Annotated in this window: 12 protein-coding genes, 4 tRNA genes and 1 riboswitch; of the genes, 10 read left to right on the top strand and 6 right to left on the bottom strand. The window is 70.4% G+C overall.

The genetic code is table 11. From position 1 onward, the window contains the following. Positions 1–8: 8 nt before the first annotated feature. The 4 genes from ACFY2X_RS14815 to ACFY2X_RS14830 all read right to left on the bottom strand — a co-directional run bounded on the left by ACFY2X_RS14815 (position 9) and on the right by ACFY2X_RS14830 (position 5823). Positions 9–2204, bottom strand: coding sequence for a ribonucleoside-diphosphate reductase subunit alpha (locus tag ACFY2X_RS14815; RefSeq protein ID WP_389937915.1), 2196 nt, complete (start codon positions 2202–2204; stop codon positions 9–11). A 199-nt stretch (positions 2205–2403) separates the two neighbouring features. Beyond that, positions 2404–2606: riboswitch (cobalamin riboswitch) on the bottom strand. Positions 2607–2629: 23 nt separating this feature from the next. Beyond that, positions 2630–3646, bottom strand: a complete 1017-nt coding sequence (locus ACFY2X_RS14820; RefSeq protein ID WP_389937918.1) for a Bug family tripartite tricarboxylate transporter substrate binding protein — start codon at positions 3644–3646, stop codon at positions 2630–2632. A gap of 126 nt (positions 3647–3772) precedes the next feature. After that, positions 3773–5593, bottom strand: a complete 1821-nt coding sequence (gene glmS, locus ACFY2X_RS14825) for a glutamine--fructose-6-phosphate transaminase (isomerizing) (RefSeq protein WP_389937921.1) — start codon at positions 5591–5593, stop codon at positions 3773–3775. A gap of 11 nt (positions 5594–5604) precedes the next feature. After that, positions 5605–5823, bottom strand: a complete 219-nt coding sequence (locus ACFY2X_RS14830; protein WP_389938541.1) for a hypothetical protein — start codon at positions 5821–5823, stop codon at positions 5605–5607. 211 nt (positions 5824–6034) lie between these two features. Between ACFY2X_RS14830 and ACFY2X_RS14835 the strand changes: the two genes are divergently transcribed. The 9 genes from ACFY2X_RS14835 (at position 6035) to pcp (ending at position 12103) form a co-directional block, all read left to right on the top strand. Next, positions 6035–8263, top strand: coding sequence for an N-acetylmuramoyl-L-alanine amidase (locus ACFY2X_RS14835; protein WP_389937924.1), 2229 nt, complete (start codon positions 6035–6037; stop codon positions 8261–8263). Positions 8264–8352: 89 nt separating this feature from the next. After that, positions 8353–8427: transfer RNA gene (locus ACFY2X_RS14840), tRNA-Gly, on the top strand. A gap of 22 nt (positions 8428–8449) precedes the next feature. Next, a tRNA-Cys gene (locus ACFY2X_RS14845) sits at positions 8450–8520 on the top strand. A gap of 77 nt (positions 8521–8597) precedes the next feature. After that, positions 8598–8669 (top strand) — tRNA-Gly (locus ACFY2X_RS14850). A gap of 14 nt (positions 8670–8683) precedes the next feature. Further along, positions 8684–8758 (top strand) — tRNA-Val (locus ACFY2X_RS14855). A gap of 486 nt (positions 8759–9244) precedes the next feature. Further along, positions 9245–10135, top strand: a complete 891-nt coding sequence (locus ACFY2X_RS14860; protein ID WP_389937926.1) for a hypothetical protein — start codon at positions 9245–9247, stop codon at positions 10133–10135. Positions 10136–10173: 38 nt separating this feature from the next. After that, positions 10174–11052 (top strand): hypothetical protein, encoded by an 879-nt coding sequence (locus ACFY2X_RS14865; RefSeq protein WP_389937929.1) that lies wholly within the window; start codon positions 10174–10176, stop codon positions 11050–11052. 56 nt (positions 11053–11108) lie between these two features. Beyond that, positions 11109–11486, top strand: coding sequence for a thiol-disulfide oxidoreductase DCC family protein (locus ACFY2X_RS14870; RefSeq protein ID WP_389937931.1), 378 nt, complete (start codon positions 11109–11111; stop codon positions 11484–11486). Then, the gene (gene pcp, locus ACFY2X_RS14875; protein ID WP_389937933.1) at positions 11483–12103 is read left to right on the top strand and encodes a pyroglutamyl-peptidase I; all 621 of its coding nucleotides are present in this window, start codon (positions 11483–11485) and stop codon (positions 12101–12103) included. Before ACFY2X_RS14870 ends, pcp begins: the two co-directional genes overlap by 4 nt. Positions 12104–12117: 14 nt before the next feature. Here the strand turns inward: pcp and ACFY2X_RS14880 are convergent, their stop codons facing one another. Both ACFY2X_RS14880 and ACFY2X_RS14885 read right to left on the bottom strand, forming a co-directional pair. Beyond that, complete coding sequence (locus ACFY2X_RS14880; protein ID WP_389937936.1) at positions 12118–13164, bottom strand: hypothetical protein; 1047 nt, start codon at positions 13162–13164, stop codon at positions 12118–12120. 84 nt (positions 13165–13248) lie between these two features. After that, complete coding sequence (locus tag ACFY2X_RS14885; RefSeq protein ID WP_389937938.1) at positions 13249–14685, bottom strand: glutamate--cysteine ligase; 1437 nt, start codon at positions 14683–14685, stop codon at positions 13249–13251. A gap of 182 nt (positions 14686–14867) precedes the next feature. On the opposite strand from ACFY2X_RS14885, the gene ACFY2X_RS14890 reads away from it, so the two are divergent. After that, positions 14868–16004 (top strand): zinc-dependent alcohol dehydrogenase family protein, encoded by a 1137-nt coding sequence (locus tag ACFY2X_RS14890; RefSeq protein WP_389937941.1) that lies wholly within the window; start codon positions 14868–14870, stop codon positions 16002–16004. Positions 16005–16081: the final 77 nt, after the last annotated feature.

Genomic DNA, 16081 nt, shown 5'->3' on the forward strand with positions numbered 1-16081 from the left:
GGAGACGCCTACTGGCAGGCGTCGCAGTATTCGGGGTTCTCCAGGGAGCACGCGACGGCGTCCGGCTCCGGCACCGCCTGCGAGACGGTCGTCTGGGCGATCCGGGTGGCCGGCCGGGACCGCAGGTAGTAGGTGGTCTTCAGGCCGGACTTCCAGGCGTAGGCGTACATCGAGGAGAGCTTGCCGATGGTCGGCGTGGCCATGAAGAGGTTCAGCGACTGGGACTGGTCGATGTACGGCGTGCGCGCCGCGGCCAGGTCGATCAGCGCCTTCTGCGGCAGCTCCCAGGCGGTCCGGTAGAGCGCCTTCAGGTCCTCCGGCATGCCGGGAACGTCCTGAACGGAGCCGTCGGCCCGCTTGATCGCGTCCCGGATCTGCGGGGTCCACAGGCCCCGGGCCGAAAGGTCACGGACCAGGTAGCGGTTCACCTGGAGGAACTCCCCCGACAGGGTCTCGCGCTTGAAGACGTTGGAGACCTGGGGCTCGATGCACTCGTAACAGCCCGCGATGGAGGCGATGGTGGCCGTGGGCGCGATCGCGATCATCAGCGAGTTGCGCAGGCCGGTCCGCGCGATCCGCTCCCTGAGCGCCGCCCACTCCGGCGACCGCCCGGCCCCGTAGTGGTCCGGGTGCAGCACGCCGCCGGCGGCCCGGGTCTCGTCGTAGGAGGGGTGACGGCCCCGCTCCACGGCCAGGTCCGAAGAGGTGCCGTAGGCGGCCAGCGCGATCTCCTCGGAGATCCGGGTGGACAGCTCCAGCGCCTCGGGCGAGTCGAAGGGCAGCCGCAGCGTGAAGAACACGTCCGCCAGGCCCATCACGCCCAGCCCGATCGGCCGCCACCTGCGGTTGGCGGTCTCGGCCTCGGGGGTCGGGTAGAAGCCCAGGTCGATGGTCCGGTCCAGGAACCGCACGGCGGTGCGGACGGTCCGGCGCAGCCGTACCCAGTCGACCTCCTGACCGGTCAGGTGGGCGGCGAGGTTGATCGAGCCGAGGTTGCAGACGGCGGTCTCGGCGTCGTTGGTGACCTCGAGGATCTCGGTGCAGAGATTGGACAGGTGAATGACGTTCTCGGGGCGGGCCGTCTGGTTGGAGGTCCGGTTGGCCGCGTCCTTGAAGGTCATCCAGCCGTTGCCGGTCTGGGCGAGGGTGCGCATCATCCGGCCGTACAGGACCCGGGCCGGGACCTGCTTGACGAACCGGCCCTCGGCCTCGGCGGCCCGGTAGGCCTCGTCGAAGGCGGCGCCGTACAGGTCGGTGAGGTGCGGGACCTCCTTGGGGTCGAGCAGCGACCACACGGCGTCGGCCTCGACCCGGCGCATGAACTCGTCGGGGATCCAGTTGGCCAGGTTCAGGTTGTGCGTACGGCGGGCCTCCTCCCCGGTGTTGTCCCGCAGCTCCAGGAACTCCTCGATGTCGGCGTGCCAGGTCTCCAGATAGACGCAGGCCGCGCCCTTACGGCGGCCGCCCTGGTTGACCGCGGCGACGCTGGAGTCCAGCGTGCGCAGCCAGGGCACGATGCCGTTGGAGTGGCCGTTGGTGCCCCGGATCAACGAACCACGCGAGCGGACCCGGGTCCAGGCGATGCCGATCCCCCCGGCGTACTTGGACAGCCGCGCGACCTGCCCGTAGCGCTCGTAGATGGCCTCCAGCTCGTCCCGGGGAGAGTCGAGCAGGAAGCAGGAGGACAGCTGGGGCCTGCGCGAGCCGGAGTTGAACAGGGTGGGCGAGCTGGGCAGGTAGGACAGGGTGGCCATGAGCTCGTAGAGCTCCGCGGCCTCCTCGACCGTCTCCGACAGGCCGCAGGCCACCCGGAGGAAGAAGTGCTGCGGGCGCTCCAGGACCTTGCGGGTCTCGGGGTGCCGCAGCAGGTAGCGGTCGTAGACCGTGCGCAGCCCGAAATACTCGAACCTGCCGTCGGCGTCCTGGGCCACCAGCGCGTCCAGTGCCTCGGCGTGGGCGGCCACGAAGGCGGCCAGCCCCTCCTGGACCAGCCCGGCCGCGTGGGTCGCGGCGATGGACTCGGAGAAGGTCCGGACTCCGTGTCCGGCGGCCTCGTCGGCGATCAGCTCGGCCAGCAGCCCGGCAGCGATCTTGGAGTTCTCCGGGTCGGTGATGACCCGGGCGGCGGCCTCCTCGATGGCCAACCGGCGGTCGGCCAGGTCGCTCCCGGCCTCCTTGGCGTCCCCGACCAAGGTCAGTGTCACGTACTACCCCTCGCGTGCTCGAATTCCCCATACGGCTTCCCGCCAGAAGGGCGCACGCGTCTGAAGCGATTCCGGGCACGCCGGACCGCCTCGTCCCGCGAACCCTCCCTCGAGGCCCTGGACAGTGTTCGTGGTCGAGCCCGCCTCGCCTCGCACGCTTCGGGCCGCTCCACGCGTCCCTCGGTGCCCGGCTCGGCTCCCTCTCCCACATGTCACCGGCAGGTCTTCGGGCTCGCGGGCGCCTCGCACACGCCTACTGGCCGTCGCTTCCCGGGCAAGGTGCACCCAGTGCTCTCATGACGGCGGTCGTTCCCGCTCACCGCTGCGGGGCAGCCCCGGATTCCCACCGGGTTCCCTCTTGCCTCGCCCCCTGCGGGGCGAACCAGCGACGAGCAGGATCCTACATCTAGTGCCGCCCGACGCAACTACCCCAACAGCTTGTGGCGATAGCTTGTGGCGGTAGCACTCAGTAGTCCGAGTTCACCGAGAACTCCCCGGGTGCGGCCGGTCTCGGTGGTGAGCCACTGGCGGAAATCGTCCCCGCTCAGGTAGACCCGGTTCCAGCCGTTGGCCGCGCACAGGGCCCGCCAGCGCGGCGAACCGTCGATGCGGTCGCACAGGGCGACGGCCGCGTCCCGGTCCTCCCGGCTCATGCCGCGCGGGCCGAGCACCCCGCACCAGTCGGTGTACTCCAGCCGGACGTCCAGCTCCATCAGCGTCGGCGCGTCGATCCCCTCGATCCGCTCGGCGGAGGAGACCACCAGCGGCCGCAGGCGGCCGGCGGCGATCTCGGGCATGAAGGAGCGGGCGGACCCCAGGAGCGCGGCCACGCGACCGTCGTGGACCGCCTCGAAGGCCTCCGGCCAGCCGGAGTACGCGGCGTAGTCCAGCAGCCGGGCGTCCACCCCCAGGCATTTGCCGATCATGCCGTAGAGCACGTGGTCGGAACCACCCTCCAGGCGGCCTCCCACCACCAGCCCGGCCGGGTTCCGGCGAAGCACCGCGGCGAAGTCCTCGAAGGAGCGCAGCCGGGACTTGACCGGGACGGCCAGGACCGCCCAGTCGCCGACCAGCCGGGCCAGGGGTGTGGTGGACTTCACCACCGAGGCGGCGTTGGCGATCTCCGCCCCCGCCACCATCGGCATTCCGGTGAGGAGCAGCCTGCCTTCGCGTACGAACGGGCCGCGGGCCGTGACGAACGCCCCCAGGGCGGCCGAGCCCAGGCCTCCCGGATAGTTGCTCACCTCGACCATCCGGGCCAGCCCCTCCGCGACCAGGACCGCGGCCAGCGCGCGGGCGGCCTGGTCCCAGCCCTGCCCGCGGGCCGCGGGCGCGACGATGGTCAACCGGTTCATGACCGGCGCGCCGGTGCCGCCCACCCTGCCACAGCCGCCGGCGACCGCGAGCCCCGCGGCGAGCGAGAGGAATCGCCTGCGGTGCATAAGCGCCCTCCCCCCAAGAACCCCCAATACCCTAGGTTACAGACATGTCACTTTCTGACACATGTCGGGGGGTCTTATCACCATCAGGCGGCTTACAGGGGCCTCAGAGATGCCTGGGGAATTCGGTCACTCCACGGTGACGCTCTTCGCCAGGTTGCGAGGCTTGTCCACATCGCGCTCCAGCGCCACGGCCGCGTGGTAGGCGAAGATCTGCAGCGGGATCGACATCAGGATCGGGTCCAGCTCGACCTCGTTCTTGGGCAGCACGACACAGTCGTCGGCCAGCTTGGGGTCGGCCGTACGGTGCCCGACCATGAGCACCTGGCCACCACGCGCGCGGATCTCGCCCAGGGTCGTGAGGTTCTTGTCCAGCAGCTCGTCGTCGGGGACGATCGCCACGGTCGGCATCTCGGGGCCGATCAGCGCCAGCGGGCCGTGCTTGAGCTCGCTGGCCGGGTAGGCCTCGGCGTGCACGTAGGAGATCTCCTTGAGCTTCTGCGCGCCCTCGCGGGCCACCGGGTAACCCCGGACCCGGCCCACGAACATCATGCTCGGCGAGTGGGCGTACTTCCGCGCGAGCTCCTTGATCTGCGGCTCCAGCGCGAGGATCTCCTTGATCTGGCCGGGCAGCCTGCGCAGGCCCTCGCAGATGCGGCGGCCGTCGGCCGGGGACAGGTCGCGCACCCGGCCCAGGTGCAGCGCGAGCAGTGCGAAGGCCACGGCGGTCGACGTGAACGCCTTCGTGCTCGCCACGGAGACCTCGGGACCGGCGTGCAGGTAGACGCCGCCGTCACACTCACGGGCGATCGCGCTGCCGACGGTGTTGACGATGCCGAGCACCCGGCCGCCCTTGCGCTTGAGCTCCTGGACCGCGGCGAGGGTGTCGTAGGTCTCCCCCGACTGGCTGATCGCCACATAGAGGGTGTCGGGCTCCACGACCGGGCTGCGGTAGCGGAACTCGCTGGCCGGCTCGGCGTCGGCCGGGATCCGTGCCAGTTCCTCGATGAGCTGGGCGCCGATCTGGCCCGAGTAGTAGGCGGAGCCACAGCCGATGATCTTCACGCGGCGGAACGACCGGCTCTCGCGCGCGTCCATGTTGAGCCCGCCCAGGTGGGCGATGTGGAAGCGGTCGTCGAGACGCCCGCGCAGCGTCCGGGCCACGGTGTCGGGCTGCTCGGAGATCTCCTTGAGCAGGTAGTGCTCGTAACCGCCGGTGTCGTAGTGCCCGGCCTCCCAGTCGACGGTCAGGGGCTCCTTGGCCGTCTCCCGCGCGTCGCTGGCGAAGGTGTGGAACCCGTCGGCCTTCAGCACCGCGAGCTCCCCGTCCTCCAGGTGCACCACCTGACGGGTGTAGCGGACCAGCGCGGCCACGTCGGAGGCGGCGAACATCTCCTTCTCGCCGATGCCCAGCACGATCGGGCTGCCGTTGCGGGCCACGACCACCTCGCCGGGCCGCTGGGCGTCGATCACCGCGATGCCGTAGGTGCCGACGACCCGCTTGAGCGCCATCCGGACCGCCTCCTCCAGCGAGTCGGTCTCCTTGACGGTGCGGCCGATCAGGTGGGACAGCACCTCGGTGTCGGTCTCGGACACGAAGACCACACCGTCGGCCTCCAGCTTGGCGCGCAGCTCGTCGGCGTTCTCGATGATGCCGTTGTGCACGACCGCGATGCGCTCGTCGGTGGACAGGTGGGGGTGGGCGTTGACGTCGCTGGGCGCGCCATGGGTGGCCCAGCGGGTGTGCCCGATTCCCAAGGTGCCCTTGAAACGCGCCGGTACGGCCGCCGCCAGGTCGGCCACCCGGCCCTTGACCTTGCGCATCTTCAGACCCTTGTTGGAGACCACCACGCCGGCCGAGTCGTAGCCCCGGTACTCAAGGCGCTGCAAGCCCTCCAGCAGGAAGGGCGCCGCGTCCTTCGGCCCCACGTAAGCCACGATTCCGCACATCTGAGCGCTCCTTACCCATAGACGATCCGGCGCAGTTGGCGCAGGGAGAGTTCGGGTGCCGCGACACGGCGAGCCGGCAGCTCGGCGGCGATCCGACGGAAGATCTCGTCATTGACCAGCCCCCTGGCCTTGAGCTCGGCATGACGCCGCCGGACGAACTCCTCGACGGGTTCGGAGAAGTAAGCCAGCACGTCCGCCACCACCCGGGCCGCCTCACCCGGGCCGAGCATGCTCGTCCGGGCCAGGTGGGTGATCAGCTCCTCATGCGGATGCCATGCCGTGGACACAGAGCAGGACCATACGCAGCATCAATGGCATTCACCAAGTTTTCTGCCCGATTTCGGGCAGAAATCGCAACCCCTGCCCCAAGCCGACCTCAACCGCGCGACATTCGGTAGCCTCTCATAACTCTGAGTAGTCATCCGGCTGGGAGGAGCCACCATGCGCCGTCTGTCGGGGATCACCGCCCTCGCCGCTGTCGCCGTACTGATTCCGTCCTCCTCCGGGGAGGCGGCACCCGACAGCAGGCAGGCGGCCTTCACCCAGGCGGCCCGGACGTACGGCGTGCCGGAAAGCGTGCTGCTCGCCGTCTCCTATCTGGAGTCCAGATGGGATGCCAACGACGGGTTGCCCAGCGTCTCGGCGGGTTACGGCCCCATGCACCTGGTCGACGCCCAGCTCGATCCCGGCCGTCCTCATCACAGCGAGGGGGAGGAGGATCCGCGCGGCGACGAAGCCCGGCCGTTCGGGAAAGCCCGGCCGTACGAGACCGTGCCCCCGCGCCTCGCCATGCCTACGCGCCTCGCCGTGCCCCCGCGCCTCGCTGTGCCCCCGCCCGAGGACACCCTGCACCGGGCGGCGAAGCTGACCGGGATCTCCCCCGACACGCTGCGCCGGGATCCGGCGGCCAACATCCGGGGCGGCGCCGCGCTGCTCGCCGACCACCAGCGCCGCATCGGCGCGCAGCCGGACACCGATCCGGCGCGCTGGTACGAAGCGGTGGCCCGATACTCCGGCACGACGGACGAGAAGGCGGCGAGATTCTTCGCCGACGAGGTCTACGCCACGATCCGCGCCGGCGCCGCCCGCGTGACCGACGACGGTGAGCCGGTGGTCCTGCGCCCGGCCCCGGACCTGCCTTCGATGCGGCAGCCCGGCCCGACAGAGCTGCACCACATGTCCGCGACCACGACCACGACCGCGATCTCGGCCGGGACCGAGGCTGCGACCACGGCCTCGGCCGAGATCGCGACCACGGCCGAGACCGGGACCGGAACCGCGGCCGAGACCGAGACCGCGGCCGGGACCGGGCCTGGGCCCGGAGCGGGAACCAAGACCGGAAGCGGGGCCGGCACCGGACCCAGGACCTCGAATACGGCCAAAGGCGGCACCGGGACCAAAGTCACGGATACCACCAAGGCCGACACCGGACCCAGGACCACGGACACGGCCAAGGCCGGGACCTCGGCCGGGGCCAAGAGCGGGGCGCCCGACTGCCCGTCCACCGTCTCCTGCGAGTGGCTCCCGGCCTCCTATCGGCGACTGAAAAACGGCGACTACGGCAACTACGACCGGTACACCAAACCCCGCCAGATCGACTACATCGTCATCCACGACGGGGAGACCTGCTACGACGTCATGACCCGGCTGGCCAGGGATCCCGACTACCTGAGCTGGCACTTCACCCTGCGCTCCAGCGACGGCCACATCGCCCAGCACCTGCGAGGCAACAACATCGGCTGGCACGCGGGGAACTGGGACATCAACTCCCGTTCCATCGGCCTGGAGCACGAGGGCTACCTGGCCAAGGGCGCCTGGTACACCGAGGCGATGTATCGGTCCTCGGCCAAACTGGTTCGCTACCTCGCCGGCAAATACACGATAGCCCTGGACCGGGCGCACATCCTCGGCCATGACAACGTGCCGGGCACCACCCCGGCGGGCGTACCCGGCATGCACGTGGATCCCGGCCCCTACTGGGACTGGGACCATTACTTCACACTGCTCGGCAGCCCTCTGACCGGCTCGTCCGACCCCTCCGCGCGCTCGGTGCTGATCAAACCCGACTACACCCTCAACAATCCCCGCTTCACCGGCTGCACCAAGTCCGGCGAATGCCGCAGCCGTGGCGCCACCTCGGTCTGGCTGCACAGCCGCCCCTCTCCCGACTCCCCTCTGGTCAAGGACATCGGCAAGCACTCCACGGGAGATTCCACCTACAGCGTCTACGATCACGCGGCCCGCGCCTCCACCGGCCAGCGCTACGCGCTCGCCGGGCGCAAGGGCGACTGGACGGCCATCTGGTACCTCGGGCAGAAGGCGTGGTTCTACGACCCGGCGGACGCCCGCACGTCCGTGCCCGCCTCCGGCCGCCTGGTGACGGCCAGGCCCGGTCGCGCCCCCGTCAAGGTGTACGGCAGGGCCTATCCCGAGAAATCGGCCTATCCCAAGGGCATCGAGCCGCAGGCGCTCACCCCCCTGCAGTACACGCTCCCGGCCGGGCAGCTCTACAGCTTCGGCGGGACGACTCGCGCCGCCTACCTGCGCACGGCCGGCTTCAACCCGGCGAACCACCGGCTCATCAGGGGCGAGGCGCGCTACCACCAGATCCAGTTCGGCCACCGGATCATGTTCGTCCGAGCCGCCGACGTCCAGGTGCTTCCCAGGTGAAGATCTCTCCTGAGCCGCCCGGTTGCGCACATCCGCGCTCCGAACGCGCTAGAGTTTCTACGTGCCCCGGGCAGTGGCTCGGAAAGCGCGCGGAAGTGGCTCAGTGGTAGAGCATCACCTTGCCAAGGTGAGGGTCGCGGGTTCGAATCCCGTCTTCCGCTCCAGCAGATCCTCCGGGATCTGACTGGTGGAGTGGCCGAGAGGCGAGGCAACGGCCTGCAAAGCCGTGTACACGGGTTCAAATCCCGTCTCCACCTCAATGCGTGAACATCCGATCCTCGGAGATCGGGTAAAGTAACGCAAGTGCCGCCGAGGGGTGACCCGGAGCAAGCACGCGGAAGTGGCTCAGTGGTAGAGCATCACCTTGCCAAGGTGAGGGTCGCGGGTTCGAATCCCGTCTTCCGCTCTGGTTTCACCCGAGGACGATTAGCTCAGCGGGAGAGCGCTTCCCTGACACGGAAGAGGTCACTGGTTCAATCCCAGTATCGTCCACCACCGCCCATGGCATCTATGGGCTGACCAGGTCGAACGGCCGTCAAAGTCCCAGTTCGGGGGCCTTGACGGCCTTCTGGCTTTTTTGGCCGGTGTCGTTGTTCCGGGCTGTTGCCGGTCTCGATGCTGACGTTGTGAAGTGCTCGCCGCCGACCTGCCGCCCCGGGTCACAGCTGTCATGACGGCCGCGAGGCGCCCGATCCCGTGCGACGTGCTGACCGCCAGATCCGGGCGGCCCGCCTGGGCGCTCCTGCCCTCGTGGCCCACATGATCCGCACGGCGGCCCGCCGTACGTGAACATGCTTCTCCTGGTCGCGGGCGGATCCTTCCTACCGGGAACGGCCGTCCGTGCGTTTCACACACCGCCAATCATCACGATCAGCCCCCATCGCACGCGACATATCCCTATAAAGAGGCACCATAGAGAGACGCAAACTTTGAGATCGGTTAGTCGCCACGGGCTTTGGGCGTGGCGGAGGAGGCGGGCCTGTGCAGCGCGTGGTGGTTGATCCGGAGATCCCGGCGGACATTGCCAACCTTATGCGCCGGAACGGCCCGCTGCTCTCACGGTTCCGAACCGGTTGGAGCCCCGAGCCGGGCGACAGCCCGCGAATCCCCGTGGCGCTCTGGGCCGCCTTCGGAGGCACGGTGGGGCCGCTGCTCGCCCTCACGGTTGCCGTCGGGCTGTCCTTCGCGTTCCCTGTCGCCCTGGCCAGCCTCTTCACCGTCATCCTCTCGTGCGTTTACATCGCCAAGAAACCCGCTCCGGTCGATTCCGTAGAGCGTGTCCTGTACCGGCACGCCCAGTGGTACAAGGGGGGCTACCTCCTCCTGGAGGACTTCGACTACGGGGCCAGGGAACTGCTCGGCCGGGCCCAGCAGGCGATCGACTACGTCTTCAAGTCCCGGGTCAACGCCATGGGCATGCTCGACAGCGTGCGCAACTCGGTGATGCTCCCGGCCGAGGAGTGGGAGATCGCCCGGCTGCTGACCAAGCTGTCGGCGCTGCGCGCCAAACACCGTAGGCTGGCCCACGGCGGAAGGACCCCGGAGGTGGCCGCCGCCATGGCTCCGCTGGAGAAGGCCCTCGCCGCCAGCGAGGCCGCCGTCATCGCCCGGGTGGAGGCCCTGGAACGTTACGCGGGCCACGTGGCCAACGCCGATCGCGCCATGCGGTCCCAGGGGCAGATCGACGCCCTCCTCGCTCACCTGCCGGAATACGAACAACTGGTCGCCGAGACGGGTGCCGCCAAGTTCTCCGCGCCGGAGATCAGCAATCTCAGCCAGGACGCGGTCCAGTTGCAGCGGGCGCTCCGCGACAGCGTCCGCTCCGCCCACGAGGCCTTCCGCCACCTGGAACCCCCCAGAGAAATGACCTGAGAACAGACGAGCCGGACGGTTCCGAAGGGGGTGAGCCCGTGCAGCGCGTGATGGTCGACCCGGAGGTACCCGCTGAGGTGGCGGACCTGTTCCGCCGCCAAGGACCGCTGCTGTCCCGGATCCGCGCCGGGTGGAGGCCCGAGCCCGCCTCGAACTCCTCGCGCCTACCGAAACGCCTGCTGCGATGGGGTCTCGTCCTGGTGGGCGTCTTCTTCCTCATGAACGTCAGGCAGATGGTCTTCTTCGTGGTCACGCTGTTCGTCTTCGCGATCCTCATCAGCGCGCTGGCCAACGTGGAGCCGCTGGAGGCCGGGGTGTCCGAGCACGAGATCTACCGGCAGGCCCGCTGGTACGAAGGCCGCTACCTGCTGCCCGAGGACTTCGACCACGACGCCGGCCTGCTGCTCGACCGGGCCCGGCAGGCGGTCGACCATGTGCTCAGGTCCCGGGTCAACGCCACCGGCATGCTCGACGACGTGCGCAACTCGGTGATGCTCCCGGCGCAGGAGTGGGAGATCGCCCGGCTGCTGGCCAAGCTGTCGGCGCTGCGGACCGAACACCGCGGCCTGACTCACGGCGGGAGCACCCCGGAGGTGGCCGCCGCCATGGCTCCGCTGGAGCGGGCCCTCGCCGCCAGCGAGGCCGCCGTCGTCGCCCGGGTGGAGGCCCTGGAACGCTACGCGGGCCACGTGGCCAACGCCGAGCGGGCGCTGCGCGCCCAGGAACAGATCGAGCAGTTGCGGGCCCGGCTCCCCCGATACGAGGAGCTCCTCGCGGAGACCGGCGCCGACGCGCTCGCCGTACCGGAGATAGGGCGTCTGAGCGAGGACGCCGGCCGGCTGGAGCAGGCGCTCCGCGAAAGCGTCCGCTCCGCCCACGAGGCCTTCCGCCATCTCGACGAACCTCCCGCGGACTGAGGAAACGACAGCAGGGGCAGCGATCCGGATCGGGCCATCTGGGTAAGGTCTGTCCCATGACGGAACAACCGGTGCTGGTCTTCGACGGCGACTGCGGTTTCTGCACGACGAGCGTCCGGTTCGCCGAGCGCTGGATCGGCGTCCGGGCCCGTGTCACCCCCTGGCAGTTCGTGGATCTGGCCGCGCTCGGCACCACGCGGGAGCGGGCGGAGCGCGAGGTCCTCTGGATCGGGAACGGCCGGGTGTACGGCGGGGCGCAGGCCGTCGCCAAGCTGCTGATCGCGGCCGGGCCGCCGTGGAGCCCGCTGGGGCTCGCCCTACGGACCCCTCCGCTCCGGTGGGCGGCTCACGTGCTCTACCGGCTCGTCGCGAGTAACCGCCACCGCCTCCCCGGTGGCACCCCCGCCTGCTCCCTGCCGGCGGCCCGGCGATGACCGTCCTGCTCACCGGCTTCGAACCGTTCGACGGCGCCACGGTCAACCCGTCATGGGAGGCGGTCAAGCTCGTGCCCGGGGTGCGGGCCGTACAGCTGCCGTGCGTGTTCGGCGAGGCGCCGGAGCGGCTGCGGGCGGCGGTGGCCGAGCACGACCCGGCGGTGGTCGTCTGCGTGGGGCAGGCCGGGGGGCGCGCCGACGTCACGGTCGAACGGGTGGCCGTCAACCTCAACGACGCGCGCATCCCGGACAACGCCGGACGGCAGCCGATCGACGAGCCGGTGGTGCCGGGCGGCCCCGCCGCCTACTTCGCCACGCTGCCGGTGAAGGCCTGCGTGGCGGCGGCCCGTACGGCCGGGGTGCCGGCGAGCGTGTCGCACAGCGCCGGGACGTTCGTCTGCAACCACCTCTTCTACGGCCTCATGCACCTGATCGCCACCGAGCGGCCCGGAGTCCGCGGCGGCTTCGTGCACGTGCCGTTCGCCCCCTCCCAGGTCCTCGATCAGGCCAAGCCGTCCATGCCGGTCACGATGATCGCCGAGGCGCTGGCCGCCATCGTGACCGCCGCCGTCTCCGTGGAGAGCGATCTGCGCCTGGTCGGCGGCTCCCTGCACTGAGGCTCGAAAGGCCGCTAAAGCGGCACGCCGTACACCACGCGGCGGCCCCTGAACTCGGTCACGCTCCACAGGGTGTTCCTGTCCCGGACGCAGGTGAGGTCTTCGGGTCCCACGGGGTAGGGCCGCTTCTTGACCGTGTCGCCGATCACGACCAGGGTGCCGTTCTTCGTCGAGTCCGCCGCCTGGCTGAGATACCAGACACCGTTGTAGGAGAGGGCGCCCTGAATCTTGGCCTCGGGCAGGCGGTAGGCGTCCAGGGCGGGGGCGACGCCGTTCTCGTCGGCGCGCAGGGAGCCGTCGGGGTTCAGCGGCCAGCGGACGACCCTGCCGGACGCGCCGGGGGTGTCCACGTACTCGCCGGAGATGAGGGTGTCGATGTCCGTGCTGCGGTCGATGGAGGCGAAGGAGAACCGGGCGCCGCCGCCATCCGAGGTCCAGGCCCCGGTCTGCGGCATCACATAGCGGTAGCCGAAGGCGTTGTACGCCCCGCCCTGCCTGCCGATCGTGGTCTTGTCGTCCCCGTTGACCTCGTAGATGTGCCGGGTGTCGAAGACGCGCAGGCCGAGACGGGTGTCGGCGACATAGAGCAGGTCGCCGTACCACGCGACGCCGCCGGCGTGGATGTCGATCGGGGCGATGTCGCCGTCGGGCGTGGCCCGCACGAGCAGGACGTGCCGGTAGCGGAGCGTCGCCGGGTTGAGGAAGGACAGGCGGATCCCCCTCTCGACCCCCGTCTCCGGCTTGTAGTACCAGCTCACGACGAATGTCCCTCCCCCGATCCCCGCGTCGGAGGCGCAGGTCAGGCCCTGGGGATACCACTCGAGGACGGCGTTGTCATCGGCGTCGAAGCAGTACCAGTCCACCGGCCGGGGCCTCATCGTCCCGAACGCCCCGGCCCCGGCGGACCCCCTCCTGGTCGCGACACGGTTCGCCTTGGCCAGCACGGTGTCGAGGGTCACGCGTCTGAGCTGCTTTCCCAGGGCCTGAATCCCGGTCGCGAAATCGTCGTCGTCCCGGCGCAGCTCGAACGGTTCCGCCGGTACGGCCGTCATCGCACTCATGGGGGGTTCTCCTCCGGTCACGCCCAGGTTGGCGGATCAAGGTATGGAGTTCATGAGTATGCCGGTACTTAATCCCTTTTGTGATCATAGAGGCCAGGTGTGCACGGGTTCCCCGGTCAGCGACAGCTTCCGGTAGCGCGCCACCATGGCGGCCCGCGCCGCCGGGTCGCCGCCGAGGCCGCCCAGGGCCTCCCGCTGCCAGATCGCACCGGTACGGCGGAGCCTGGCGCGCTCCCGGATGATGTCCAGCGTCCATTCGGCCTCCGCCGGGTCCACCCCCACCCGCTCCAGCCCGGCCCTGGCGACGTGGAGCAGGTCCGGGACCAGCCGCTCGGCCGGGATCTCTCCCTCCACGCCGGGCCAGGACAGCGGCGCGTCCAGTCCGTGGATCGCGGCGCGGTAGAAGTTGCGGTAGGCCGAGGCGAAGGGGAACTCCTCGACCGGCTCGACGGACATGGCGGCGGTGAGCCCGAGCAGGAACGCGGCGTTGGCCACCATGTCGGCGGCGGTCGGCCCGGCGGGCAGCGCACGCATCTCCACCCGGAGATGGCCCCCGCCCACCGGATCGTAGACCGGCCTGTTCCACCGCCACACCGTGCCCTGATGCAGCCGCAACTCGGCCAGCTTCGGCGCCTCCCCCGTCTCGGCCGGCTCCTTCTCCGAGACCATCGGCAGAACCGGCTCGTAGTCGCGGACGCACGCCTCGAATATCTCCCCGGCGCTCCGCACCCAGCTGGACCCGAAGCCCACCCGCCGGTCCTTGCGGTCGCGCCGCTCCACGTCCCGGTCGTCGGCCGATTCCTCGAACAGCGCGATCCTGGTCTCCTCCCACAACCGCCTGCCCAGGAAGCCGGGCGAGTTGCCGCTGACCGCCAGGACCGGGGCGGCGGCCAGCTGGGCGGCGTTGTAGACGCGGGCGAAGTCGGCGGGAGGCGTGCGGAGATGGACCTGCCAGGAGGTGTTGGCGCTCTCCAGGATGACCCCTTCGACCTCCAGCTCCAGCTCCTCCACACCCTCGATGCGCACCCGGAACGGCTCGGCGCGCACCCGCCGCATGCCCCGCCTCAGCGCCCGATAGCGGCTCTCGTCGCTGAGCGCCTCGTTGGTGAAGTCGAACTCGCTCAGGGAGGGCAGGATCCCGATCGCCACCGCCTGCCCGCCCTGTGTGGCCGCCGCCGCGTCCACCAGGGACATGGTCTCCTTCAACTCCCGCAGCAGAGCGGTGAAGGGCCGCCCGGCGATCGGCAGCGGGGTCAGGTTGACCTCCAGGTTGAACCGGCCGAGCTCCGGCACGAACCGGTCGTCGGCGGCGGCCTGGCGCACCTCGCGACTGTGCGGGAACGGCCTGCCGTCGGGGGTGGTGAGGAACAGCTCCAGTTCGGCGCCGACGGTCGCGGGCCCGACACCGAAACCCGGTCTGGCGAGCAGTTCGCGCAACACGGCGAGCTGCTCTTCCAGCCGCTCGCCGAAACGGGCGAACTCCGCCTCGGAGAATCGGTCCTTGCCGACTTTCTGCCCCATCACAGCATCCGATCAGTTGGTTCTCCTGACCTCCTCCTACTGTCCCAGCCCGCATGTCCTAACCACCACCCGCCCGGTGTGACGGGACACACCGCGCGTCCGGCCGCCCTTCCCACGACGCCTCGCATGTGCGGAGAATGCTCGGGAAAGTCGTCATACCAGACAGTCAGAGGAGTGTGCCGGTGCGAGCGGTGGTCTTCGACGCCTTCGGGTCCGATCTCCAGGTCCGGCAGGTGCCCACTCCGGCGCCGCCGCCCGGCGGGGTGGTGCTCCGGGTGGAGGCGACCGGGTTGTGCCGGAGCGACTGGCACGGCTGGCAGGGCCACGACCCGGACATCCGGGTCCTGCCACATGTTCCCGGACACGAGCTGGCGGGGATCGTCGAGGCCGTCGGGCCGGGCGTCGGCTCGTGGCGGGCCGGCGACCGGGTGATGGTCCCGTTCGTCTGCGCCTGCGGTTCCTGTACGGCATGCGCGGCCGGTGACCAGCAGGTCTGCGAGCGCCAGACCCAGCCGGGATTCACCCACTGGGGCTCCTTCGCCGAGTACGTGGCGATCGAGAACGCGGAGGTGAACCTGGTGGCGCTGCCGGAGGAGATGACCTTCCCCACCGCCGCGAGCCTGGGCTGCCGTTTCGCCACCGCGTTCCGCGCCGTGGTCGCGGTGGGCCGGGTGCGGCCCGGTGAGTGGGTGGCCGTGCACGGCTGCGGCGGCGTCGGCCTGTCCGCCGTGATGATCGCCGCCGCGGCCGGAGCCCGGGTGATCGCCGTGGACGTCTCCCCCCAGGCCCTGGAGCTGGCCAGGCGGTTCGGCGCCGCCGCCTGCGTCACCGGCGCCGCATCGGCCGAGGTCCCCCTCGCCTCTCCTGACGCCCCGGCGCCTGGCGACGCCGCGCCTTCCCTGCCCGCCCCTCATGCCCGAGACCCCCGGAGCGCCGGAGGCGGGCCCGGCGTGGCCGCGGACATCCGGGACCTGACCGGCGGCGGAGCCCATGTCTCGATCGACGCGCTCGGCAGCCCGGGGACGTGCGCGTCGTCGATCGAAAGCCTGCGCCGCCGGGGCCGCCACGTCCAGATCGGCCTGCTCCCCGGCCTCACCGCTCTCCCGATGAACCGGGTGATCGGCTACGAGCTCGAACTCCTCGGCAGCCACGGCATGGCCGCCCACGCCTACCCCGCGATGCTGGAGATGGTCGCCGCCGGGCTTCTCCGCCCGGACCTGCTGATCACCCGCACCATCGGCCTCGACGAGGCGGGGCCCGCGCTGGCCGCGATCGGCTCCGTCCCCGGCGTCACGATGATCCTGCCGTCGAAGCGGTGAGGGCGCGTCGTCCCGGGGCCCGCGCGGGCCCCGCCGGGCATGCCCTTCCGCGGGGCCGGAGGGGACCGCCCGTCCTG

The organism is Streptosporangium sp. NPDC000396, assembly GCF_042898655.1.
GTDB lineage: Bacteria > Actinomycetota > Actinomycetes > Streptosporangiales > Streptosporangiaceae > Streptosporangium.

What these genes read in the sequence shown, in the direction of transcription:
- ACFY2X_RS14820 (WP_389937918.1), bottom strand. Translation starts at nt 3,646, where the DNA reads ATGCACCGCAGGCGATTCCTCTCGCTCGCCGCGGGGCTCGCGGTCGCC.
- glmS (WP_389937921.1), bottom strand. Translation starts at nt 5,593, where the DNA reads ATGTGCGGAATCGTGGCTTACGTGGGGCCGAAGGACGCGGCGCCCTTC.
- ACFY2X_RS14830 (WP_389938541.1), bottom strand. Translation starts at nt 5,823, where the DNA reads ATGCTCGGCCCGGGTGAGGCGGCCCGGGTGGTGGCGGACGTGCTGGCT.
- ACFY2X_RS14835 (WP_389937924.1), top strand. Translation starts at nt 6,035, where the DNA reads ATGCGCCGTCTGTCGGGGATCACCGCCCTCGCCGCTGTCGCCGTACTG.
- ACFY2X_RS14870 (WP_389937931.1), top strand. Translation starts at nt 11,109, where the DNA reads ATGACGGAACAACCGGTGCTGGTCTTCGACGGCGACTGCGGTTTCTGC.
- pcp (WP_389937933.1), top strand. Translation starts at nt 11,483, where the DNA reads ATGACCGTCCTGCTCACCGGCTTCGAACCGTTCGACGGCGCCACGGTC.
- ACFY2X_RS14880 (WP_389937936.1), bottom strand. Translation starts at nt 13,164, where the DNA reads ATGAGTGCGATGACGGCCGTACCGGCGGAACCGTTCGAGCTGCGCCGG.
- ACFY2X_RS14885 (WP_389937938.1), bottom strand. Translation starts at nt 14,685, where the DNA reads ATGGGGCAGAAAGTCGGCAAGGACCGATTCTCCGAGGCGGAGTTCGCC.